20 protein-coding genes are annotated in these 23,580 nt (G+C 75.2%); 6 read left to right on the top strand and 14 right to left on the bottom strand.

The features are described 5' to 3' along the window. Window positions 1-42: 42 nt before the first annotated feature. On the bottom strand, window positions 43-1,302 hold the full coding sequence (locus ACSUPR_RS09320) for a DUF418 domain-containing protein (RefSeq protein ID WP_436890750.1): 1,260 nt from the start codon (window positions 1,300-1,302) through the stop codon (window positions 43-45). A gap of 454 nt (window positions 1,303-1,756) precedes the next feature. On the opposite strand from ACSUPR_RS09320, the gene ACSUPR_RS09315 reads away from it, so the two are divergent. The 3 genes from ACSUPR_RS09315 (at window position 1,757) to ACSUPR_RS09305 (ending at window position 6,934) form a co-directional block, all read left to right on the top strand. After that, window positions 1,757-2,779: a nitroreductase/quinone reductase family protein gene (locus ACSUPR_RS09315; protein WP_436890749.1), complete on the top strand. Its 1,023-nt coding sequence runs from the start codon at window positions 1,757-1,759 to the stop codon at window positions 2,777-2,779. Window positions 2,780-3,079: 300 nt separating this feature from the next. Beyond that, complete coding sequence (locus ACSUPR_RS09310) at window positions 3,080-4,801, top strand: S8 family serine peptidase (RefSeq protein ID WP_436890748.1); 1,722 nt, start codon at window positions 3,080-3,082, stop codon at window positions 4,799-4,801. Window positions 4,802-4,993: 192 nt separating this feature from the next. Beyond that, window positions 4,994-6,934, top strand: a complete 1,941-nt coding sequence (locus ACSUPR_RS09305) for a protein kinase domain-containing protein (RefSeq protein WP_436890747.1) — start codon at window positions 4,994-4,996, stop codon at window positions 6,932-6,934. 180 nt (window positions 6,935-7,114) lie between these two features. Here the strand turns inward: ACSUPR_RS09305 and ACSUPR_RS09300 are convergent, their stop codons facing one another. The 8 genes from ACSUPR_RS09300 to ACSUPR_RS09265 all read right to left on the bottom strand — a co-directional run bounded on the left by ACSUPR_RS09300 (window position 7,115) and on the right by ACSUPR_RS09265 (window position 15,396). After that, window positions 7,115-8,017, bottom strand: a complete 903-nt coding sequence (locus tag ACSUPR_RS09300; protein WP_436890746.1) for a type II secretion system F family protein — start codon at window positions 8,015-8,017, stop codon at window positions 7,115-7,117. Window positions 8,018-8,029: 12 nt separating this feature from the next. Continuing rightward, on the bottom strand, window positions 8,030-8,962 hold the full coding sequence (locus tag ACSUPR_RS09295; RefSeq protein WP_436890745.1) for a type II secretion system F family protein: 933 nt from the start codon (window positions 8,960-8,962) through the stop codon (window positions 8,030-8,032). Window positions 8,963-9,011: 49 nt separating this feature from the next. Further along, window positions 9,012-10,331 (bottom strand): CpaF family protein, encoded by a 1,320-nt coding sequence (locus ACSUPR_RS09290; protein ID WP_436890744.1) that lies wholly within the window; start codon window positions 10,329-10,331, stop codon window positions 9,012-9,014. A gap of 87 nt (window positions 10,332-10,418) precedes the next feature. Continuing rightward, window positions 10,419-10,835, bottom strand: coding sequence for a TadE/TadG family type IV pilus assembly protein (locus ACSUPR_RS09285; RefSeq protein ID WP_436890743.1), 417 nt, complete (start codon window positions 10,833-10,835; stop codon window positions 10,419-10,421). Further along, the gene (locus ACSUPR_RS09280) at window positions 10,832-11,212 is read right to left on the bottom strand and encodes a pilus assembly protein (RefSeq protein WP_436890742.1); all 381 of its coding nucleotides are present in this window, start codon (window positions 11,210-11,212) and stop codon (window positions 10,832-10,834) included. The genes ACSUPR_RS09285 and ACSUPR_RS09280 overlap by 4 nt, the downstream gene beginning before the upstream one ends. A gap of 94 nt (window positions 11,213-11,306) precedes the next feature. After that, complete coding sequence (locus ACSUPR_RS09275) at window positions 11,307-12,662, bottom strand: AAA family ATPase (protein ID WP_436890741.1); 1,356 nt, start codon at window positions 12,660-12,662, stop codon at window positions 11,307-11,309. Then, complete coding sequence (gene cpaB, locus ACSUPR_RS09270) at window positions 12,659-13,441, bottom strand: Flp pilus assembly protein CpaB (RefSeq protein WP_436890740.1); 783 nt, start codon at window positions 13,439-13,441, stop codon at window positions 12,659-12,661. Before cpaB ends, ACSUPR_RS09275 begins: the two co-directional genes overlap by 4 nt. A 56-nt stretch (window positions 13,442-13,497) precedes the next feature. Then, on the bottom strand, window positions 13,498-15,396 hold the full coding sequence (locus ACSUPR_RS09265; RefSeq protein WP_436890739.1) for a hypothetical protein: 1,899 nt from the start codon (window positions 15,394-15,396) through the stop codon (window positions 13,498-13,500). A gap of 654 nt (window positions 15,397-16,050) precedes the next feature. On the opposite strand from ACSUPR_RS09265, the gene ACSUPR_RS09260 reads away from it, so the two are divergent. After that, window positions 16,051-16,536 (top strand): YkvA family protein, encoded by a 486-nt coding sequence (locus tag ACSUPR_RS09260; RefSeq protein WP_436890738.1) that lies wholly within the window; start codon window positions 16,051-16,053, stop codon window positions 16,534-16,536. Between the two features lie 58 nt (window positions 16,537-16,594). Here ACSUPR_RS09260 and ACSUPR_RS09255 read toward each other — a convergent pair whose 3' ends face one another. Next, entirely contained in the window at window positions 16,595-17,173 is a 579-nt protein-coding gene (locus ACSUPR_RS09255) for a TetR/AcrR family transcriptional regulator (RefSeq protein ID WP_436890737.1), read from the bottom strand. Window positions 17,174-17,310: 137 nt separating this feature from the next. Between ACSUPR_RS09255 and ACSUPR_RS09250 the strand changes: the two genes are divergently transcribed. Beyond that, entirely contained in the window at window positions 17,311-17,733 is a 423-nt protein-coding gene (locus ACSUPR_RS09250) for a VOC family protein (protein ID WP_436890736.1), read from the top strand. Between the two features lie 187 nt (window positions 17,734-17,920). Beyond that, entirely contained in the window at window positions 17,921-18,949 is a 1,029-nt protein-coding gene (locus ACSUPR_RS09245; RefSeq protein WP_436890735.1) for a TAXI family TRAP transporter solute-binding subunit, read from the top strand. Window positions 18,950-19,001: 52 nt separating this feature from the next. On the opposite strand, the gene ACSUPR_RS09240 is transcribed toward ACSUPR_RS09245, so the two are convergent. The 4 genes from ACSUPR_RS09240 to ACSUPR_RS09225 form a co-directional block, all read right to left on the bottom strand. Further along, window positions 19,002-19,304, bottom strand: a complete 303-nt coding sequence (locus ACSUPR_RS09240) for a YciI family protein (RefSeq protein ID WP_436890734.1) — start codon at window positions 19,302-19,304, stop codon at window positions 19,002-19,004. Window positions 19,305-19,411: 107 nt separating this feature from the next. After that, complete coding sequence (locus tag ACSUPR_RS09235) at window positions 19,412-19,576, bottom strand: hypothetical protein (RefSeq protein WP_436890733.1); 165 nt, start codon at window positions 19,574-19,576, stop codon at window positions 19,412-19,414. Continuing rightward, window positions 19,573-21,093 (bottom strand): TRAFAC clade GTPase domain-containing protein, encoded by a 1,521-nt coding sequence (locus ACSUPR_RS09230; RefSeq protein WP_436890732.1) that lies wholly within the window; start codon window positions 21,091-21,093, stop codon window positions 19,573-19,575. The genes ACSUPR_RS09235 and ACSUPR_RS09230 overlap by 4 nt, the downstream gene beginning before the upstream one ends. Continuing rightward, entirely contained in the window at window positions 21,083-23,566 is a 2,484-nt protein-coding gene (locus ACSUPR_RS09225) for a GTPase-associated protein 1-related protein (RefSeq protein ID WP_436890731.1), read from the bottom strand. Before ACSUPR_RS09225 ends, ACSUPR_RS09230 begins: the two co-directional genes overlap by 11 nt. Between the last annotated feature and the right edge of the window lie 14 nt (window positions 23,567-23,580).

Genomic DNA, 23,580 nt, shown 5'->3' with positions numbered 1-23,580 from the left:
GGCGGGGCCGGGGTGCCGGGTCACCGCATGCGGGGCCGGTGGTCAGGAGGTGCGGACCAGGGGTTCGCGCCGCCGCACCAGGCGGCGCATCAGCACCTCGGCGGGACCGCGGCGGCCCGCCCGGCGCAGGGCCTCGGCGAACGCCACCGACACCAGCCAGGTCGCGGTCCCCACGGCGGCCGCTCCCGCGGCGCCCAGGGTCGCACCCAGTCCCAGCCCGTAGGGGGCGAACACCGCGGTGAACACCAGGGACTGCAGGAGGTAGCAGCTCAGTGAGCGCTCGCCCACGGCCGCGACGGCAGTCACCACCGGCCCGGGGGCGTGTGCGACGGGGCGGCGTTCCACGGGGGCCGCGGCGGTGTCCGCGGTGTCGGAGGGGCGGAGCTCCCAGCGGGCGGCGAGCAGGGTGATCAGCGCGGCCCAGCCGACGCCGCCCGCCCAGCCGCCCAGGTCGTGCAGCACCGCCAGCGCACCGTCCAGGCGCGGTCCCACGGCCCACAGCTCCGCCGACACCAGCGCGCTCGGCAGGCCCGACAGCACCCCGAGTCCCAGCCCCCAGGCCGCGGCCGCCCGCAGCAGCGGCCGGTGCGCCCCCGGATCCTCCAGGAACCGGCGGTGACCGGCCCAGACGCCCACCGCGATCATCGGCATGGCCACCAGCAGCATCGTGATCGGCGTGTACAGCGTCCACTCGTGGAACCGCTCGACGGACGCCCCGAGGAAGGTCGGCTCCACCAGGGAGGGCACGGCCGCCGCCCGGTCCGCGCCGTCCCCGCCGTCCGCCGGGATCGCCCACACCGACGCCCCGTGGATCACGGCCGACACCACCGCCAGCACCCCCGCCGTCCACCACAGGGTCACGTCACGCGCCCGCACCAGCCCGACGAACACCAGCAGCGCCAGCCCGTACGCACCCAGGATGTCCACCGGAAGCAGCAGGACGCCGTGGACGAACCCCAGCGCCAGCATCACCCACCCGCGCCGCCGCAGCAGGATGCGCGCCTGCACCCAGCCTCCGCCGGACGCCCGGACCCGGCGCACGATCATCACCGCGCCGTAGCCGAACAGCAGGGCGAACAGCGGGATCGCCCGCCCCGACACCAGGGTGAGCTGGACGAGCGCCACCACCCGGTCGGCGAGGGTGCGGACGGTGTCCGGCCCGGTGAGGAAGAAACCCGCGTTCACCAGCGCGATGAACAGCAGCATGAACCCCCGGGCCAGGTCCGGGGCCAGTGAGCGCCGCCCCCGTCCCGGCCCGTCCGCCCGCGCGGGTCCGACCCGCCCCTGTTCCCGTGCAGCCATCGCTGTCTCCTGTCCCGTCGGGGTTCCGAGGCCTTCGAAACTACGGAGACCGGGCGCCGCGGTCGCTGGGGCGCACCCGCCGATCCCCGGTGGGGCGGGCCCTACCGCGCGGAGCATCCGGCGGTTGACGACGCCCCGCGGGGTCGCGTACGGTTTCGCCCGTGCCACGTGTCCCCGACCACGAGCAGTGGGCCGGTCGGGTCGACGGGCGAGCACACGAACACAGGGAGAGCCGACATGAGCACCCAGCACGCCTGATCCGCGTCCCGGTGCGGCCCTGAGCCGCGCCCGATGCCGACGGCCTCCCGGTCCCCGCACCCCGACCCCGTTCGCGTTCCGGCGCGCCCGCGGACGTCGGCGTGCCCCCCATCCCGAAGCCGTGTCCGCGCTGTCGCGTGCACGGCCCTCTCGGGCGGCCGCCCACCCGCATTCACCTTCCACCGAGAGGAGACCCTTGCCCGACCACCAGAACACCCACGAGGCCCGGGACGCCCGCGGGGCCCACGCCGCTGAGCGGGGCGCCGACGGGGCGGCCGAGCCCGGCGGTCAGGGGCCGCACGCCCGGCCCGAGCCTCACGTCACCGACTTCAACCGCCCCGTGGTCGCGGAGTTCCGCGCCAACGGAGGCCGCGTCGGCGGCATGTTCGAGGGCGGCGACCTGCTGCTGCTCACCACCACCGGGGCGCGCAGCGGCCGTGAGACCACCAGCCCGCTCGGGTACGTCCGTGCCGACGGGCGGCTGTTCGTCATCGCCTCCGCGGGGGGCTCCGACCGCCACCCCGCCTGGTACCACAACGTGCTCGCCCACCCCGTGGTCCGGGTCGAACTGGGTACCGAGGAGTTCACGGCGATCGCCGTCCCCGCCGAGGGGGACGACCGCGACCGCCTGTTCGCCGAAGCGGTCCGGACGGCCCCCGGATACGGCGACTACCAGGCGGGGACCGACCGGATCCTGCCCGTGGTGGTCCTCGAACCGGTGACCGCCGAGGATTCCGGGGAGGAGGCCGAGGAGCCCCCCACCGACCTCGCCGAGGGCCTGGTGCGGGTCCACCGGTGGCTGCGCGGACAGCTGCGCAGGGTGCGCGAGGAGACCGACGTCTACCTCGCGGACCGCGACGAGCGCGCCGCCCGGGAGGGGACCGTCCCCGCGCCCGGGCTCAGCCTCCAGCTGCGCCAGCACTGCCTGGGGTTCTGCGACTCCCTGCGGCTCCACCACGACCGGGAGGAGCACATGTTCCCGGTCCTGGCGGAGCAGCACCCGCACCTGGCCGACACCCTGAAGCTGCTGTCGGAGCAGCACCGCGAGGTCGACCGCATCCGCGGCGGAATCCAGGAACTGCTGACGCAGGTCTCCACCGCCGACCCGGCCGTGTTCCGCGCCGACCTGGAGCGGATGAGCCGGGAACTGGAGGCCCACCTCGACCACGAGGAGGACGCCCTGCTCCCGGTGCTCGCGGAGATCCCCCTGCCGGGCTGACCCCGGCACGGGCGGTCCCACCCGCCCGGACACCGCCGGTCCCGGAGGCCTTCACCGCCTCACGGGGTCGGCGGGGCCCGGGTAGGTAGTGGCGGCGGGGGCACTACGTAGGACCCCCCGGCGGGGTCGAAGTTACGTAGTGGACACGGATGGTCAGGGTCGCCCTCCGTGACGGATCCTGATCCCGGGTGGCCACCCTTCCACATCCCCCGTCCCCCACCATCCCCCCGAAGGGTTCTCCGCACCATGCGCAAGAGCAAGGTAGGCGCGGCCCTCGCGGCCTTCGCCCTGCTACCTGTCATGTTCGCAGCACCGGCCCTCGCGGAGGAGGTCCCGGACTTCCTCGACACCTCCGACACCACCGAGCGCGTCTACATCGTCGTCCTGGACGACGCCGCCACCCCCGAAGAGGTCGCCGAACGCAACGGCGACGACCCCATCGGCGTCTACGAGCACGCCCTCACCGGCTACGCGGCCGAGATGAGCGCGGCCGACGCCGCCGACCTCCTCCGGGACCCGGAGGTGGCCTACGTCCAGGAGGACCAGCCGGTCCACACCTTCGAACAGGACGTGCCCGACGGCATCGCCCGCACCTTCGCCCCCGACAACCCAAGCCTCGCCATCAACGGGCAGGACGACTACGTCCCCGACGTGGCCGTCGCCGTGCTGGACACCGGTGTCGACGGGGCCCACCCCGACCTCAACGTCGTGAAGTCCGTCAACTGCACCAGCGGTACCTGCGTCGCCAACACCGCCACCGACGGGAACGGGCACGGAACCCACGTCGCGGGCAGCATCGGAGCCATCGACAACGGCGAGGGGGTCGTCGGCATGGCCCCCGGGGCGGACATCTGGAACGTCCAGGTGCTCACGGCCGGCGGAAGCGGGAGCCTGGCGGGGATCACCGCCGGAGTGGACTACGTCGCGGCGAACGCCGGGGCCATCGCCGTCGCCAACATGAGCCTGGGCTGCGAGGGGTGCACCGACCAGGCGCTCAGCCAGGCGATCGCCTCGGCCGTCGACGCCGGTGTGGCGTTCGCGGTCGCCGCGGGCAACAGCTCCCGCAACGCGGCGAACTTCTTCCCCGCCAACCACCCCGACGTGCTCACCGTGTCCTCGATGGCGGACTCCGACGGCGCTCCCGGCGGCAGCGGCGGACCCCTCTCCTGCACCCGCGACGCCGACGACACCCTGTCCTACTTCTCCAACTTCGGCCAGGTCGTCGAGATCACCGCCCCCGGCTCCTGCATCCTCTCCACAGCGCCCGGAGGCGGGTACCAGACCATGAGCGGCACCTCCATGGCCTCCCCGCACGCCGCGGGCGGACTGGCGCTGCTGGCCGCCGGCAACGCCAAGCCCGGCGACCGCAACGGGGTCATGGCGATCTACGACACCCTCGTCTCGGCCGGCAACCAGGACTGGAACGACACCTCCGGAGACGGGTACCACGAGCCCCTGCTCGACGTCGGCGACCCCGACATCTTCCCGGCCGACGGCGACGCCGACCCGCCCGGCGGACCGGTCGCCGCGATCACCCACACCTGCGACGACACCACCCTGACCTGCTCCTTCGACGGCTCCGCCTCCACCTCCGACGGTGAGGTCACCGGCTGGGAGTGGGAGTTCGGCGACGGCGCGGGCGACAGCGGCGCCACCGTGGAGCACACCTACGGCGCCGAGGGCGACTACACCGTGACCCTCACGGTCACCGATGACTCCGGGGCGACCGACAGCACCACCGCGACCGTCTCGGTGGGGTCCCCCGGCGGCGGCGAGGGGCCCACGGCCGACTTCAGCGGCGGCTGCTACACCTTCTGGTACATCTGCGAGTTCGACGCCTCCTCCCCCACGGCGGGCGACGCCCCGATCGTGTCCTACGCGTGGGACTTCGGTGACGGGTACACCGGCGGCGGCGCCCGCACCTGGCACTTCTACCCGGGCCCCGGCACCTACGTCGTCACGCTGACCGTCACGGACGCCGACGGCGTGAGCGCCACGGCGAGCAGGACGGTCAGGCTGTAACACCCACCCCATCGCCCATCCCCTGAGCGGCCCCTCCCCGATCCCCCGGGGAGGGGCCGCGTGCGCGGCCGGGGACGGTGGCGGCCGGGGGCGGCGGGTGCGGGCGGCCGGGAGCGGTCAACGGTTTGCCGGGGGGCGTTCCAGGCGCGACGATGTGCGGTATCGGAACAGGACAACGGAGGCATACCCCTCATGACGTCGCACCCCTCGCAGAGCCTCTGCGCGCGCACCGAGCCCCTCACCTCCGATGACCCGCCGGAGGTCGGCGGATACCGGATCGAGGGCAGGGTCGCCGACACCGGCGGAGGTGTCCTGTACGCGGCGCGCCGCAACGGCGGAGAACCGGTGGTGCTCGCCCTGGCGGCGGCTGAGGCCGCTCCCGAGGCGCTTCCCGAGCCCCGGGACGCGGGGGTGTGCGCGGTCGGTGCGGTGGACACGGGTGAGCTCGACGGGCGGCCGTGGGCGGTGCTGCCCGACCAGCCGGGGCCGGACCTGCGCAGGCACGTGGCCGCGCGGGGGGCGCTGCCCGAGTGGGGTGCGGTGATGCTGGCGGCCGCGGTGGCCGAGGCGCTGTCGGTGCTGCACGGGGAGGGGACCGCGCACGGGGAGGTGGGGCCGGACGTGCTGGTGCTCACCGACGCGGGGCCCCGCCTGCTGGACACGGGGCTGGGGCGCCGGGCGGAGGCCCCGGCGGTGCCGGGACTGCGGGGCGTCCCGGGGTGGACGGCTCCGGAGGTGTACGAGGACGGGCTGTCGACGGCGGCGGCGGACGTGTTCGGGTGGGCATGCCTGGTGGTGCTGGCGGCGACGGGGCGGGAGCCGTTCGGCGAGTCGCCCGCGGCCCGTCTGGGCCGCAGGGCGGCGCTGGTGGAGATGGAGCGGCGGGCCCGGCAGGACGCCGTGGACCTGGAGGGGGTGCCGGAGGGCCTGCGCGGGGTGGTCGCGCGGGCGCTGTCGCCCGAGCCGGGGGAGCGGCCCCCGGCGGATGAGGCACTGGCGGCGGCCCTGAGCCACCTGGACGGACGCGACGGGGAGCCCACGGCGGTCCGCCTGCGCGCGGTGCTCCCGGGGAGCGGGGGGAAGGCCGCACGGCGCGGTGGTACAGGAGCCGCCGGGGCCGCCGGGGCCGCCGCAGAAGCCTCTGACGGCGCGGACGCTTCGGACGGCTCGGCGGCGCTGGCCGCGGCGGGCGTCGTGGCCGGTGCGGATGCCCGCCCGGGCGGCGCCGGCGGTTCCGCGGGCGCGGATGACACCACGGTTCTGGAGCCGGGTGCCGTCGTTGACGGCGGCGGTGCGGGTACGGGCGCTTCCGATGCCCCCTCCGGGACGGAGGAGGCGACCGTTCCGGTTGCCGCGGCCGACAGCGGCGGTGCGGGGGGTTCTGGTGGTTCTGAGGGTGCGGACGAGGTGACCGTCCCGGTCACGGGTGCTGCTGTTGATGGCGGTGGCGCGGGCGGCACCGGTGGCCCTGAGGGGGCCGACGAGACGACCGTCCCGGTCGTGGGCGTCGCTTCGGGCGGTGCCGGCGGTTCCGCGGGTGCGGACGACACCACGGTCCTGAACGCGGGTGCCGTGGTCGACCGGGCGGCGGGCACGGGCGGTTCCGGTACCGCTGCGGGCACCGGGGAGACGACGGCCCCGGCTGTTCCCGTGGCCGCCGGCGGGGCGGGCGTTCTCCCGGGCCGCTCCGCCACCCCCGCGGGCGCGGACGACACGACCGTTCCGCGGGTCCCCGATGCCCGGGGCCCGGCCACCGCCGCCGTGCCCGGGGTACCCGCGGCCGGGAGCGCCGCCCCCGCCCCGGGAGGGGGCTCCCCGGGGTTCGGGATCTACACGGACCCGATGACGTTGGAGGGCTCGGCCGTCGCGGGCGCCGCCCCCGCCGCGCCGCCGGTCGCCGGAACGCCACCGGTGCCCGCGCCGGACACGGGGTTCGGCGTACACACCGCGCCGGTCGACGCGACGCCCGCACCCGGGTGGGACGCGCGGGGGGAGGCCGCCGGGACCACCGCCACGATGGTGCGCGACACGTCGACGGGCGACCGGACGGCACTGCTGGTCAACGCGGGCACCGTGGTCGCCCTGCTGATCGGCGTGCTGGTGGTGATGCTGTTCCGGACGGGCGTCCTCTGAGCCTGAGGGGGCGGCCCCGGCGACGCCCGGGGCGGCCGTGTCCGGCTCCGGGCCGGAGCCGGCGTCCGCCTTCCGGGACGAACCGGTGCGCAGCGCCGGGATGCGCACCGGGTACGCGCTCCGGGCCGCGGGCCCGGTGACGGCCACCCGGCCCGCCGTCCCGGCGGAGCCCCGCCGGAGCTAACCGCCGAGAATGGCACCGAGATCGACCTCGGTGCCCAGGAACATCGAGCCGACGATGAGCAGCAGCAGCCCCGGCAGCAGGGTCACCGCGGTGATCATGGTGACACGCGGGTTCAGCCGCTGCGCCTTGCGCCGCATGTACTGGGCGTCGGCGCGGCGCATGTCCTGGCTGATGGTCACCAGCGTGTCGCTGAGCGGCGCGCCCAGCTCCTCGGCCTGCTGGATGGCGGTCACGAACTTGCTCAGCGAGTCGTTGCGGTTGCGGCGGCGCAGCATCTCGAACGCCTCCCGGCGGGAGGTTCCCAGCTCCATCTGGCGCAGCGCCAGCGTGAACTCGTCGGCCAGCACCCCCGGCATCGACTCGGCCACCCGCGCCACCGCCGCCCGGAACGACAACCCCGCGCTGACCGTCACCGCGAGCACGTCCAGGAAGTCCGGCAGCTGGGCCTGCACCCGGTCGGCGCGCTCCTGCGCCTGGACGTACAGGTTCAGGTCGGTCAGCCCCGCGAACGCCAGCACGATGACCCCCAGCAGGGGGTTGCCGGCCAGGAACATCAGCGTCCCCAGGGACCCGTACAGCGCGATCTCGCCGATCTTGCGCCGCAGGTACCGCTCCAGGGTGAGCCCGTCCGGGCGCCCCGCCGCCTCGATGCGCCGGGAGACCGACCGCCGCCGCGACTCGCCCAGCGACTCCAGCACCACTCCCGAGAAAGGCCGCCCCAGCCCCTCGGTGATCCGGTGCAGGACGAACATCCGCTCCTCCTTGGCGGGGGGCGGCGCCGGATCGTCCACCCGCACCCGGGTCTGCGACATCATCAGGAACACCCCGTACACGGCGACCAGGAAGACCAGGGCGGCGGCGGCCGACAGCACGAGGGGCAGGACCCAGGACAGGCTCATCGGAAAAGGCTCCTACAGGTCGAACTTGGTGATGCGGGACACCAGCGCGAAACCGGTGGCGAACAGCGCGGCCACCACCAGCAGCACCCCGACGCCCGCCGGGGAGGTGGTCATGGTGCGCAGGATGCCCGGCTCGATGGCGTTGATCAGGAACAGCGCCCCCACCGACATGAACCCCAGCGCCCACACGGTGCTGGTGGTCTCGCTGAGGATGGTCTGCACCTCGCGCCGGGTCTCCTTGCGGTTCTCCAGGGTGGTGGAGATGTTCCGCAGCGCAGTCACCAGCGAACCCCCGGAGCGGGAGGCCACCAGCAGCGTCGACAGCAGCACCCCCAGCTCCCGGGACGGCATGCGTTCGCGCAGTTCGGCGACGGCCTCCTCGAACGAGGCGCCGAGCTTCATGGACTCGGTCATCCGCCGCAGTTCCTCACCGGCCGGGCCGTCCAGCTCGTCGGCGGCGATCGCCACCGCCGTCGGCAGCGCCAGCCCGGCGGAGGTGGCGTTGCCCAGCACCCGTGCCAGGTCGGGGAGCTGCCCGGTGAACTCCTCGCGGCGCTTGGCCTCGGCCCGGTTCAGGTAGGAGAAGAACAGGAACGCCACCCCCGCCGCGGCCAGCAGCCCGAAGAACGGCGCCAGCACCTGCCACACCACGAGCACCGCCAGCAGCGAGCCGCCGGCCAGGGCGACCACGAACGTGGACACCTTCAGGTCCGTGCCCGACCGGGCGATCCGGCGGGACAGCCGGGCGCCCCACTGGGTGCGGTGCAGGGCCTGCTCCAGCCGGGCCATGGGGGTGGACGCCGCGTACTCGGCCTGGTCCAGGGCGCTGCGCGCGGCGATGAGCCGCCGCTGCTCGGCGCTGCTGACGAACTGCCACAGCGCCGCCAGCGCGATGAGCAGCACCGCGGCCAGCCCGGCGAGGATCGCCGCCGTCTGCCAGTTCACCGCGGCTCCTTTCGTGTCGTGGGGGCCGACCGCGCCCCGGCCGCCGCCTTCACTCGCCCCGCCCCTCGGCGGGCGCCACGCCGAACGTCGCCGGCACGGCCTCGCCCGCGTGGTAGATCCGCTCGGCGATGTGCCGGGGCAGCGGGAAGTGCAGGAACCGCCCCTCCACCGCCCGGTTGGGCCCCAGCGGAAGCGCCTCGAACCGCAGCACCGGATCCAGCCGGAACTCCTCGCGGCGCCTGGACGACACCACGCTGATCTCGTTGACCCGCCGGGACCCGTCCGGCCAGCGGCCCAGGTGCACGATGGCGTCCACGGCGTTGTTGATCTGGTCGCGGATCGCCTCGTAGGGGATCCGGCCGTCGCCCATGGTCGCCAGCGTCTGGATGCGGTGGATGGCGTCGTCGGCGGAGTTGGCGTGCACGGTCACCAGCGACCCGTCGTGGCCGGTGTTCATGGCCTGGAGCATGTCGATGGTCTCCTCGCCGCGGACCTCGCCGACGATGATCCGGTCCGGCCGCATCCGCAGCGCGTTGCGCACCAGGTCGCGGATGGCGACGGCGCCCCGGCCCTCGATGTTGGGCGGGCGCGACTCCAGCCGCACCACGTGCTCCTGCATCAGCTGGAGCTCCGCGGAGTCCTCGATGGTGACGATGCGCTCGGTGGGCGGCACGAACGCCGACAGGGCGTTGAGGAAGGTGGTCTTGCCGGTGCCGGTGCCGCCGGACACCACCAGGTTGAACCGGGAGCGCACCATCGCCGAGAGCAGTACCCCGGTGGCCTGGTCCAGGCTGCCCATCCGCACGAGCTCGTCGATGGGGTAGGGCTTGGGGAACCGCCGGATGGTGAGCACCGGACCGGACAGCGACAGCGGCGGGATGATGACGTTGACCCGCTCACCGCTGGGCAGGCGGGCGTCCACCATGGGCGACGACTCGTCCACCCGGCGGTTGACCAGGGACACGATGCGGTCGATGGTCTGGTACAGCTGCTCCTCGCCGTTGAACGAGGCGTCGACGCGCTGCATGCGCCCGCCGCGTTCGATGAACACGTTGTCGGGCCCGTTCACCATGATCTCGGTGATGCTCTCGTCGGCGAGCAGGGGTTCGAGGACGCCCAGCCCCAGCGCCTCGTCGACCACCCTGCGGATGAGCACCGAGCGCTCCCGGTCCGACAGCACCGGGCCCTCACGGGTGAGGATGTGCCCGACGACCTTCTCCAGCCGCACCCGGCGCTGGGCCAGGGTGAGCCGGGTCAGGTCCTCCAGGTTGATCTCCTCCAGCAGGCGCCGCCGCCAGTGCGTGACGCTGCCGCGGTCGGTGCGCGCCTCGGTGGCGCGGTCCTCCTCCAGCCGGTCCTTCAGGCCCATCCCCGACTCCTTCCCCCGGTTCCTCCGGTTCCCCCGGCCGCCTCGGCGGTCCGGCGCCCCCTCGCGCGCGCTCCCGCCCCGCCCCTGTCACACATTCGGCATGTCCACCCGTCGTGTCACGGTCAGCCCGAACCCGGCGGACGAGAACACCACCGGCAGCGGGTGGGACACCTGCACGTAGAAGCCCTCGTGGTCGTTGGCGCCGCCGGTGACGGTCGCGCCGTCGAGCCAGGACGGCAGCGACTCGCGCGCGGTGGCCTCGGCGCCCTCCAGGCCCTGGATCCCGGCGACCCGGGCCCCGGCGCGGGCGGCCGACTCCAGCCGCTCGGCGGCCACGAACGCCAGGAACGCCTCGATGGCGATGACCGCGGTGAGCAGCAGCACCGGGAACGCCATGGCGAACTCCAGCAGCGGCCCGCCCCGGTCGTCGCGGCGGTTCCGGGCGGTGCGGCGGGAGCGGCCGCGCCGGTCGGGGCGGTGGGATCGGCGCCGGGGGGCGTTCAATGCGACCCCGCCTCTCCCGGAGCGCCCACACCCGAGCGCGGGACGACCTCGGTGACGATCCGCGACTCGGCGCTGACGTCCCAGGGGCCGGCCGCCCCCGGCAGGAAGATCGGCATCGCGAGGGTGACCCGCGCGTGGCGGACCCCGTCGCGTTCGACGACCTCCACGGTCATCACGTCCTCTCCGTCCCAGGGGGCGCGGACCCGCTTGCGGGCCTCCTCGTCGATGCGGGCCGGGTCGTCGGGGGTGACCGAGGCCTGCCGGGCCGCCTCGGCGGCACCGTGCGAGGCGTACATGGAGGTGATGCCGAGCAGCAGCACCTGCCACACCAGGGCCAGCGCCAGCATGAGGAACGGCACCACCGCGGCGAACTCCACGATCACCCCGCCCCGGTCGGAGCCCCCGCCGCGGCCCGGGGGCCGGGCGCCGGGGTGTGCGCGGCGCCGGGGGCCGCTCCGCGTTCCGCGGCGGTCAGGCACCGAACCCACCGCGGCCCCCCGTGTCGTGCGGCGGGCCGCCCGGCACCCCCGGCCGGCCCGGCTCCGGTGAGGCGTGCACGAACCCCGACACGTCGCGGGTGGGCAGGCCGCCGTCCATCCCCGAGCGCATCCCGGACAGGCCGCCCGGCGGGGTGGCCGTCCCGCCCTTGCCGTTGCCGGGCTGGGCGGGCGGGCTCAGCAGGTCCAGTTCGGCGGCCAGCCGGGAGAACGCCTTGCGCAGCCCCTCGTCGGTGACCCGGGTGGGGTCGCCGTTGTTCTCGCCCGGCTCCAGGCCCCGGTAGGAGGCGGGCACCGGTGTGCGCAGCACCTTGGCGCCCAGCAGGTGGCGCAGGAAGTCCGGCTGGATCTCGTTCTTGCGGCTGTGCCGGGTGACCAGCGCGTACACGTCCTGCTGGGAGCGGACCTGGAGGCGTTCCCACATCCCCATCAGCCGCTGGGCGCCGCGCAGCGCGGGCACGTCGGGGGTGACGGTGACGACGGCCCGGTCGGCCAGCTCCACCGCCATGGCGGTGGCCTCGTTCATGGTCGCGCCGCAGTCCACCACCACCAGCTCGTAGCGGGAGCGCAGCGCGGTCAGCACCCGGCGGGCGACCCGGGCGGAGATGTCCTCCCCGCGTTCGCCGTGCTCGGGGGCGAGCAGGACGTGCGGGCCGCGCGTGTCCACGTACAGGGTCTCCGCCAGCATCCCCGGCGTGATCTCGTCGCCGGTTCCGGCCAGGTCGCCGATGGAGCGGCGGTGGCGCAGGTTGAGGAACGCGGGCAGGTCGCCGGTCTGCAGGTCCAGGTCGACCAGGCACACCACCCGCCCGGCGGCGGCCGCCGTGTAGGCCAGGTGCACCGCGCAGGTGGTGGTGCCCACCCCGCCCTTGGCGCCGCTGAGCGCCAGCACCCGCCCCCGTACCCCCGAGGCGGGCAGGTCGAGGGAGGCCGACTCCAGGTGGCGGCGCAGGGTGCGCGACCAGTCGGCGGCCCGGGCGATCCGGTTCTCCAGTTCGGCGAGGCCGGAGTCGGCGGACAGCACGCCGCGCGCGCCCGCCTCCATGGCCCCGGTGAAGGTGTCGGCGTCCATGCTCGACGACACCAGCAGGATCGCCAGCTGCGGGTGCCGGTGGGACAGGTCGCGGATGGCGTCGAAGGCCGGGGCCGGGCCCAGGTCCTGGTGGATGAGGACGACGTCGAGTTCGGGGAACTCGCCGGCGGCGTCGATGAGCGCCGCGGTGGTGGAGCGGGTGGCGACCAGGTCGGCGGAGGCCAGCTCGTCGAAGCGCGCGGCCAGCACCATCTCCGCTTCGGAGGTGGGCATGCCCGCCAGTACGCGGAAGTTCACCGGTCACCCCCCGGAGCGGGGCGGGTGTCCCCGCCGGTCCCGCTGCCCTCGTCGGGCGAGCCCTGGCCGGCCAGTCCGTCCATGTCCTCACTGCAGAACTCGGACTCGCCGGGGGAGCCGCCCCCGGCCGCGCTCACCAGGGCGAGGCGCATCTTGGTGGAGAAGTCCTCGGCGTAGGCCAGGCGCAGTGCCGCCTCCGGATCCAGCCGGAACGTGACCGGGACGACCCCGGCGACGCCGCCGGTGTCGGTCTCCTGGGTGCGCAGCTCGCCGATGTCGAGGACCTCGACCTCGGTGAGCACCCGCACCGCGCAGGCCTGGCCGTGGTCGCGCGGCTGGAAGGTGGCGTAGATGTCGACGAAGGAGCCGCGCTGCACCTTGCCCGCCACCCCGGTCTCGGCGTCGACCATGATCGCGATCTCGCGCTCGCCGGTGGTGAGGGTGGGCTGCGGCTGCACCATGCCCCGCTGCAGGTAGACGCCCGCCTCCAGGTGGGAGGCGGCGACGAGCTCCTGGTCCGCGGGCGTCTCGACCTCGGACAGGTCGGAGAGGAACACCTCGGAGTCGAAGTACATGCTGGGCACCTGCACGGTCTCCACGGAGTCCGGGCCCAGGGGCTGGTAGGCGTCGACGTCGTCGGTCAGGCGCAGCACGGTGGCGAATTCGCCGAGCTGCTCCTCCCGGGCGTCGAGGTAGGTGAACACGGAGAAGAACACGGCGACGGCTCCGAGGGCGGCCACGACCATGAGGAGGACGCCGCGTCGCTGGCGGGGGTTCATGGGAGGTCTGTTTTCCGTTTCCAGGCTCGTTGCGGGCGACCCGTCCGGGCCGGGGCCTACCGGGAGTAGGTCCGGGGGGTTCCGGGGCGCGGCGCGCGTCCCGCGAGCGGCGGGTTCTCGGATCGGTCGGGGTCGTTGGTCGGTGCTTCGTCATGGGGCCCGGGGGAGGGGGCCCCGGGTGGTCCGGGGTCGGTGCGGCGGGGAGCGCCGTGGGGGAACCCGTCGGCCGTGGAGTGCCAGGCGTCCTCGTCGACGGTGATCGGTGGGAGGGCCTCGGCCTCCAGGGGCAGGTGGTGGTCGCCGTACCGCGGGTGGTCGCGGTCGGCGCCCGGTACGGCCGCCCCGCCGGTGAGCATCGCCCCGGCCGCTCCGCCGCGCGCACCGGGGGGCACCCGGCCGCCCTGGGGAGGGGGTCCGCCCTCCCGGACCTCGGGGGCCGTGGGCGGGCGGTGCGGTGTGTCGGCGCTGTGGTGGCCGTTGGCGGCGCGTGCGGCCCAGGCGGCGGCGGTGTCCACGGGCAGGGCTCCGCTGCCGGTGGCGGCCGGGATGCCACCCTGACGGGTCCCGGCGCCCGGGGCCGCGGACGTGTCCGGGTGGGTCCCGGCGGGCGGGGGAGCATCCTCCCCGGTCCCCGTGGGCGGTGTGGGGGAAGGTCCGGGGGCCGTGGGCGGGCGGTGCGGTGCGTCGGCGGTGCGGTGGCCGTTGGCGGCGCGTGCGGCCCAGGCGGCGGCGGTGTCCACGGGCAGGGCTCCGCTGCCGGTGGCGGGCAGGAAGGCGGGCGGCCCCGGGGGCGCGGCCGCGGGGACCGGGCCGGTGCCGTGGGGGGCCGGCCCGGCCCCGTCCTCGGCGGGCACCGCCGGGGTACGGCCTGCGGGGGCGTCCGCGTTCGGGTGCGCGCCGTTGGCCGCCGGTGCGGCCCAGGCGGAGGCGGTGGGCGGACGCTCGACGCGGTTCCGGTCGGCGGAGGCGTCCTCCGCAGGCGCCGCGGGGCGCGGACCGGGCGCGGGAGGTCGGGTCCGGGGCTCCGGCCGGGTCCAGGTCCCGGTGTCGGTGACCTGCGGGGGTTCGTCGGCGGGCGGGGCCATCCGGGTCCGCAGCGGGCTGCGGGCCGAACCCGAGGCGCAGAACGGGCAGGGAGCCGCCGTCATCGGTTCGCCGCACCAGGAGCAGGCCGAGGCCCGCAGCGCTCCGGCCGCGTAGGCGAGCGCCTGCGGGTGGGCGCTCAGGGCCACGAACTCCACGTACTTGGCGGTCCCCCAGTACTCGGGCCCCAGCGGCTGCGCGGGCAGGGTGCGGGTCGCGACGGGCTGGATCGCCTGCGGCAGGTTGTCGTCGAACGTCCCCGTGATGGTCGGGTCCGGCACCGAGCACAGCAGCTGCACCGGCTGCACCGGCCGGAACGGCAGCCGCCGGGCCACCTCCGAGGGCCGCAGCCGCTCCACCCGCTGTACGGGCGCGCAGTACGCCAGGAAGGACACCGTCGGGGCGTACGAACCCATGTGCTGGCGCACCGAGGTGGGGATGGCCTCCAGGCCCGACACGGTTCTGAGCCAGGCTCCCGCGAGCAGGTGGCGGGGCAGCTCGGAGGACAGCGCGGCCACCATCCCCGGCGGCAGGTACGGGGCCAGGTAGGCGAGCTGGTCGGCGACCAGGGACAGGGCCAGGGGCGCCAGGTCCAGCGGGACGCCGGCGATGTCGTCGGTGCACAGGGACCCGCGCGCGAAGTTCACGGCCCGTCGGGCGTCGTCCGCCCGCCAGGACGGGTACAGCGCGACGATCTTGCGGCCCGCGGCGGTCTGCTGGCGGGCGAAGGCGACGAACGCGGCGCTGCGTTCGCCGATGCCGTCGCCGTGCATCGAGAAGCGCTGCGCCCGGACCTCGCCCACGTGGCCCGTGCTGGGGATGTCCGCCAACAGGGCGACGGCCGTCGCCGACCGAGGTAGGGCTGTGGACACTGGGCAAGCTCCATCGGTTCTGCGCGCTGGGGTGGGATATGCCGGATGGCCTTCCGCGTGGAATGCCCCACTCGGTCGCATCGTAACGAATGTGTGCCAGGGCGCGGGAGGTCTCGCGTTTTCTGCGATCGCCGGGGGAAGAGCGGTGATCTCGGCCCTCGAGCCGAACGGTGTTCGGCCCTGGGCCCGTCGGACAGGCCGTGGAGGATGGTTCGTCCGCGCTCTGCTCGCCCCCGCCCGCCGGGGGCGGGGCGTCGGTGACCGCATGTGGCCAGGGTGGGCCCTCGGGTCACGGTGTCGATTATAACTGTCTGGTCTTTTGGATGGATTTGTTCTTCGGAGTGTCCTCTGTCTGGCTTTTCGGTACTCCGTTCCTGGCTGGGCGCTGTTCTGGCGACCCCCCTAGAATGCCCTCCTTTTTCTCCCGTCACCAGGGACCAGGGTCCGGTTGTGGACAACCGCACCCCGGTTTTTCCCGCCCGGCGTGACGTGGGTGGCGTGTGGTGGGGCAGGGGGTGGTGTGAACCCCTCCTCCTGTGCGCGGCCGGGTGTCATGTTGGTCTCTTCCGGGTTCATGTCGGCTCCACCGGGAACGATGAGAGCGGACTTCGCGTCATATCGTGAGAAGTCAAGCGCCCCCAGAGGAGACGAACGATGCGCAAGGAAAACCGCGCCGCGGCGGGCGCCGCCGCCTGGCAGGTCATCCAGAACACGGACAGCGGCATCTCCGTGTGGCAGCGGGCCGGCGCCGTCCCGCGCATGCTGTGGGCCAAGGTCCGCGGCCGCTACCCCGAGATGAGCGGGGCCAAGCTGCTCGGGATGGTCGCCCTGGGGCTCTACATCGTCTCGCCGATCGACTTCATCCCCGAACTGTTCGTGCCGCTGCTCGGCCTCACCGACGACGTCGGCGCCGCCGTGTGGCTCACCACGATGCTCCTGGGCGAGAGCGAGCGCTTCGTCCGCAAGGAGCGCGACGAGCGGGCGCGGCAGGCCTTCTCCCAGGAGAACGCCGGACACCGGGGGGCCCGGGGGCAGGCGGGGCCCGGCCGGGCCGCTCCGGACCAGGGCGTCCCGCCGCAGGCCGGAGCCCCCGGCCAGGACTCCCCGCGAGGGGAGCCGAACACGCGGACCCGGCGCTAGGCGCCGCGACGTACACCGAAGGCGGGCCGCGGCCCGCCTTCGGCGCGTCCGGGGCCGGTCAGGCCGGGGGGACGATGGTGTCGACCATCCGGTCCACCAGGGCGTCGACGTCGTCGTCGCCCAGCACGTCGGGCAGGGTCAGGGATTCCAGGAACAGGCCGGTCATCGCCAGGTAGAGCGTGACCACGGTGGTGCGGTCCCCGGGGAAGCCGCCCTCGAGGTGGAGGCGCACGTTGTCCTCCAGGGTGTCGCGGATGGTGCGGGTGAGCTCCGCGCGGATGCCCGGGTGCCGGTTGGCCTCCAGGCGCAGCTCCAGCAGGGCCAGGTAGCCGTTGCGGTCGGCCCGGATCCGGCGCAGCAGGTCGTGCATGCCCGCGCGGGTCTGCTCCCGGCCGGGCTCGGCGTCGGTGAACGACGCCATGAACTCCTCGGTGGGGGTCAGCCGCACGTGGACGTGGGCGCCCGCCTGCAGCAGCAGCTGGGCGCGGTCGGTGAAGTAGTTGGACGCGGTCCCGGTGGGGACGCCCGCGCGGGCGTCCACGGCGCGGAAGGTCAGTCCCCGCGCACCCTCCTCGGCGAGCACGTCGATGGCTGCGTCCAGGAGGGCGCGGCGGCGTTCGGGGTTCCTGCGGACCATCTCCTACCTCCTCTGTTCTCGGATGGGCAGGGACGCCTCCCCGCCCCGCGGTGCCCGCCGGAAGAGGGAGTTGCCCTGACAACTTTGTCTGTAGTACTTTGGTCGAAGTGGTCAACAGCCTACCCCAAGGAGCCACCATGCATGTGGACCTCATCGGTACCGCCGTCCTGTGCGACGAGCCCCGGGCCGCCGCCGACTGGTTCGTCGAGCACCTCGGCTTCGAACTCGGCGTCGACATCGGCTGGTACGTCAACACCCAGCACCCGCGGCACCGGAACTTCTCACTGGACTTCGTCGCCCGCGACCACGGCTCCTCCCCGGAGGGCCTGCGCGGCCGGTCGGTGGCCGGAGCCCTGGTGGCCTTCCTCGTCCCCGACGTGGAGGCGGAGGAGAAGCGCCTGCGCGAGGCCGGGCTGGAGATCGTCCTGCCCCTGGTCCGGGAGCCGTGGGGGCAGTACCGCTTCCAGGTCGCCGCGCCCCAGGGGCTGTTCGTGGAGATCCTCCAGAGGGTCGAGCCCGACCCCCGGTGGCTGAAGGACAGCGGCCTTCTCCCCGGGTGACCCCGGGGCGGAGGCGTTCATGTCGCGGAAGGCGTCCGTTTCGCGAACAGGAAACCGAAAGGGCATATGATCCCGCCGCACAACAGAAGATCTCGTCCTTGAAAGGACATGAGTGAACACATCCCCCGGCGGGGCCCGGCAGCCCCGTCGTTCACGCAAATAGCCCCTGGTCACCGGTGTCGCGCTGGTGACCGTGGGCCTGGGAGCGGGCCTGGTGTACCTGGACCCCTTCTCGCGGGACCCGGCGGCCGAGCCCCCGGTGGTGGCGGAGACGGAGGCGCCCGCCTACGCGGGTGGCTACGTGCTCGGTTACGTACAGCCACAGGATCACCACTACGGAGATCCGCGGGGGATCAGCGGCAAGCTCGCCGAACTGTGGAGCGAGGAGATCGCGCAGGCCACCTTCGAAGTGGACGCCGCGCGCGATCCCGCGGTCGACTTCGCCGCCCTGCTCGGCGACGTGGAGGGGGTCCGTCCGGACCAGCCGTACCGGGTCCACGTGCTCATGTCCTCGAACGTGCTCCACCGGAGTGCCGTCACCGGGACGCCCGAGGCAGGGCCGGTCGAGGGCATCGAGAACGTGCGGTCCCTGGGCAACGTCCGCCCCTCGGGAGCGCTCCACTTCGTGGTCCCGTCCGACTCCGACATCCGCACCCTGGACGACCTGAGCGGCCGGACCGTCGCTTTGGGGGACGGCGCCCATCCCGAGGACACCGGGTTCGCCGGAACCCTCGTCCTGGAGGCGGTCGGCCTGGCGGGCCGGGTCGCGTTCGTCGAGGACCGCGACACGCCCCTGGGCCGGGGCCTGTTCGAGGAGAACGTGGCGGACGCGTACCTGGTCATGGACGATCTGCCCGCGGGGGAGGTGGACACCATCGACTCCCTCGGATACGAGGTGCGCGTTCTGGACCTCGGACGCGAAGTCGCGGAGAAGGCGGCCGATGGGGTCTCCTTCTACTCCCCGGTCACCATCGACGCGCAGACCTATATCGGCCAGGACGAGGAACTCACCCTGGTGGGCGCGTGGGACACCCTCTACGCCTCTCCCGGGCTGGACGGGGAACTCGCCCACCTGCTGGTGAAGACCATGTACGAGGGGCTGGCCGAGGCGGCGCACGGGGAGTGGGTGCGGGTGGAGAACGCGCTGGCGGGGATCGACCCGGACACCCCGCACGCCGGGGCGCGGCGCTACCACGAGGAGCAGGGCCTGCTCTGACAAGGGCCGCCGGGGCGGCGGCGCCCCGGCGCGCCGCCGCCCCGGATCCTCCCTACGGCTCCAGGTGCCCGGCCAGCGGGCCCAGCACCGCGATCCATTCGCGGACCTGCGAGTCCGCGACCACACCCGCCAGCACGAAGGGGTCCTTCTCGACCAGGGAGCGGACCTCCTCGGCGGACCCGGCGCGGAACAGCAGCAGCGCCCCGGCGGGGTCCTGGGCGCCGAACGGGCCCGAGACCAGGTTGACGCCCTGCTCGGAGAGCCCGTTCAGGTACTCGCGGTGCGCGGGGCGGTGCTCGTCGCGAGCGGCGTCGCTGTCCTCCGCGTAGGTGTAGGTGACGGCGTAGACGGCCATACGGTGTTCCTCCTGGTGACTGCGGTCCGGTACCGCCCCATGATCCCGGACCGGCCGCGGTCCCGCGCACCCGGGGCTGCGATGGCGGAGCGGTGGACGCGCCCGGATCAGCCGGAGCGGTGGGCGGCGTACTCCCAGGTGAGGCGGATCATCTCGGCCCCCTCGCGCAGGAGCGCCGCGGCCAGCGCCAGGGTGAGGGCCACGGCCAGCACGTACACGGCGAGAGCGATGGAGCGGCGCGCCACCCGGTGGCCGCGCGGGGGCGGGCTCACCGCGCACCCCCCGTGGGGGCGGCCACCGGGCCGGACGCCAGCGCGGCGAACGCCCGCCCCTGGGTCCGCAGCAGCCAGGCCGACAGCGCGTGCAGGCTCGGGTCGGCCCGCCCGTCGGGGCCGACCACCGCCGAGGTCAGGAACACCCGCACCGACCCGAAGTCCGCCTCCGCCCGGGCCAGCAGGTTCCCCAGCCCCAGGCGGTGCTCGGCCCACTCCCGGACCGGGACCGCGCCCGGGTCCACGGAGGTGCCCCGCACCAGGTCACCGCGGGTGACCACCACCGCCAGCCGGCCGGCCGGGCCGCGTCCCGGTGCCCGCCGGTACCGCTGGACCTCGTCGCTCACCGCCCCGTAGGCCAGTTCCGGGTCGCGGGTGTGCGAACGCGCCCCGGCCAGTCGGGCGCGTTCGTCGGCGGTCAGGCAGCGCCACACCGCCGGTATTCCCAGCGGGTCCACCACCAGCACGAACGTGGACGCCTCGCACAGGTACGCCAGCTCCTCGGCGGTGGTGGAGCGGTTGAACCGCTCCCCGGCGGCGTCGAACACCTGGAGGACCAGGGAGCGCCGACCCGCGCCCAGCCGCGCCGTCGCCGCGCGCACCTTGCGGCCCGGCGGGGTCGGCCGGGTGCGGTGGTCGGGGGCCAGCACCCGCTCGCCCTCCCGGGAGAGCCGCGCCGCCTCCTCGCCCAGCGGTTCGAGGTAGGAGTCCGACCCGTGCCGGGCCGCCTGTCCCAGGGCCAGGTGCAGCCCGGCCGCCAGCCGGGTCTTGCCCGCCCCCGTGCCGCCGAACAGCGGCAGCAGGAACTCGCGCGCCTCCCCCGGCCGGTGCTCCAGCGGCCGGTCGCAGTACGGGCACAGCGTCTCCAGGTCGGCGGCGCCCAGCAGGATCAGCGTCGGCAGGGTGCGGTCGCAGAGGCAGCGCCGCCGCAGCAGGCCGTGCGCCCCCGGCCGGACCGTGTCGTGCCGCCGCCCGCAGCGGCCGCACAGGTAGGCGGGGTAGGGCAGCCGCCGGTAGCACTCGGGGCACACCATGCGGATCCGGCGCACCACCCGCAGCCCGGTGTCCACCAGCCGCAGCGCCCCCGCCAGGGCCCAGGCGGCCGCCAGGTAGACGCCCACGATCAGGGCGTGGGCGGCGACGTGGGGGAGCAGCAGCGCCCCCCACAGGGCGGACACCCGCCAGGTGTGCCGCACCGCGGCGCACAGGTCCCACCAGGCCGGGCCGCCGTGGTAGCCCCGGTGGGCGGGCTCCTCGCGCCCCTCGGAGCCGGGCCCGGCGGGATGGCCGCCGCCGAACATGATCCGGTGCACCTCGCGCAGGTACAGCCAGGTGAGCACGGACAGTCCGGCCACCGCGGCCAGCGCCCCGGCCCCGACCAGCAGGCTGACCGCCGCCGCCAGGATCCACCAGCGGAACGCCACGGCCGCGGCGCCCGCCGCGACCAGTGCCAGGACGCCGATGAGGACGCCTCCGGGCCGGGCCGCCCCGTCGTCGCGCCCGCGGTCACCGCTCATCCCGGCCACCTCCCCGGGCCCCGAACAGGCGGCGCCGGGACCGGTGCCGCCGTACCCACGTGCCGAACCCGGGAGCCTCCTCCCGCGGCAGCAGCCGCCGCACCCGTGCGGTGTCGCGCCGTCCCCAGCAGGCCAGGGCGGGGAGGAGCACCTCCCGCTCCACGGTCGCCGCCCGCTCCGCGCCGAGCTCGGGACGCACCGCCGCCAGGTACACGCGGGCCGCGGTGCCGGTGTCCGGCGGGTCGTCGCACAGCCGGTGGGCTGCGGTCTCCCGGTAGGCGACGAACACCTGCGCCGGACACTCACGCAGTACCCGCGCCGCCGTCCGGGGCGTCCACCGGTCCAGAAGCAGGGCGGCCACCGCCCGCAGGAACACGTCGGCGGCCGCGGGGTGCGCCCGGGCCAGCAGGGACCACAGCCCGGCGGCGGGATCACCGGGCCGGAGGGCCGGACCGGTACCCGGCCTGTGGCCGTCGCCCTGCACGGGACCGGGCACCGTACCCGAGTCCAGCGCCGGCGACCAGGCGGCCAGGGCCGTGCCCAGCGCCTCACGGTCCCCGAGCACCTGTACCGCCTCCTCCGGGACGACGCCGCACAGCGGGTGCCCGGCCACCTCCTCGGCGAGGGCGTGCCAGGCGGGCTCGGCGCCCACCGGGGGAGCGGCGACCAGGGGCGCGCACAACCACTCCGCCACGTCCGGAGCCGTCAGCACCTCCGGCCCCAGCGCCCGCAGCGTGCGCAGCGCGGCCCGGGGCCCGTGGCCGTGCCCCCACACCTCCGTCAGCAGCGACGCGTCCACGTCGTGCACCGCCGCCCCGGGGGCGCCCGCGGCCCTGCCCGCGGCGCGGATCCCCACCACGCCCGCCAGCAGCCGGGCGGGGTCCTCACGGCGGTCCAGGCCCAGCCGCCGCAGCTCGCACAGCAGCGCACCGCCGTCACGGTCCCCGGTGAACAGCGCGCCCACCGGCCCGGACGCCAGCACGCCCAGCCGGGCCCGGGGCAGGCCGGACAGCCGGACCGCCGCCCCGCGCCGCACCTCCGGGTGACCGGCGAGCAGGGCCGCCACCGCCGGGTCGAGGGCCTCCTGCGGCGGGGCCGCCGCCAACAGCGGGCCCACCACCCCCCGCCCGTACCGCTCCAGCGCCAGCGCGGACGGCACGAGACCGCAGGCGCGGGCCCAGCGCAGCAGCTCCACCGCCCGCTCCGGCGGTGTCCACCCCTGGGCGCCGGACGCCCGGTCACCGGGTTCGGGGAACGGCACCGACAGCAGGTCCGCGATCCGCTCCCGGGCCGCCTCCCGCACCGGTTCGGAACGCATCGGCAGCGCCACCGGCGCCGCCGCCCCCGCCACGATCCCGTCCAGGCAGCGGTGGACCAGCAGCCGGTCCATCCGGCCGATCAGCCCGGGGGAGCCCGTGCGGTGCGCCACCCGCTGCAGGTCGGACAGGACGCGGTCGTCCGCCGGGCCTTCGTCCACCACCCGGCCCGCCAGCGCCGCGGCGTCCGCCGCGGGCAGCCACTCCACCGCCGCCGGGAGCCAGGTGCGCACCGCCCGGAGCTCCACCGCCGGCCCGCCTCCCGCGGGGCCGGTCCCGGCGGTGCCCGTGAGCAGGTCGGCGGCGGCCAGCACCGGGAACCATTCCGCCAGCGACGCCTCCCGGCCGCCCGCGTACCGTTCGGCCGCCCGCCACAGTCCCTCGGCCCCCGCCGTGCCCGCCGCCACCGCCCGGGCGGCCGCCGCCCGGGCCGCGGGCGGCGGCTCGGGCAGCGCGTCCACCGCGCCCACCACGGGGTCCACCACCGTGAACCGGCCCCGCAGCGGCTCCAGGTCGCCTCCCGGCGGCACCCCCAGCACGTGGGCGAACGTCTCCTGCGGGTCGGCGCTGTAGGTCGCGAACGCCATGCCCCGGGCCCGGTCCGGCGGCAGCAGGTGTGCCAGCGCCGCCACCCAGTGCGCCACCGTCGCACTGTCGGCGACCAGCACCACCGGGCGGTCCCCGCCGACCGCGGCGTCCACCGCCGCCAGCAGCCGAACCACCAGCTCCGGCGGGTGGCGGCGCACCCAGGCCCCGGTGCGGTCCCGCCCCAGCGGGCCGCCGGGCACCTCCAGCACCGGCAGGTCCGGGTCGGCCACCGGCGCCGACGTCCAGAACTCGGCGTCCCACAGCTCCGCCGCCAGCGGCCCGCCCGCCCCCACCAGGCTGTGCGCGAAGTAGTTCCCGGGCCGGCCCGACGGGTCCGGCCCGCAGGACACGATCCGGCTCACAACCGGGTATCCGCCCAGGTCGGGGGAGTAGCACAGGTTCACCGGGTGCTCCTCCACCCGTCCGCCGGGCGGCTCGTACACGGTGAACCGCTCCACCTCCCGCAGCACCCGCTGGTCCACACCCGGCGTCGCCGCGTTGAACTGGTAGCCCGCGTACCCCGACAGCCCGTGCTCGCACGAGGTGTAGTAGAGCTGCGCGAAACCCATCGGCCGGGACCTCC

The organism is Nocardiopsis dassonvillei (genome assembly GCF_964273065.1).
GTDB lineage: Bacteria > Actinomycetota > Actinomycetes > Streptosporangiales > Streptosporangiaceae > Nocardiopsis > Nocardiopsis dassonvillei_B.
The sequence above is the reverse complement of the archived record's forward strand: the minus strand, read 5'-3'. Positions and strand labels throughout refer to the sequence as shown.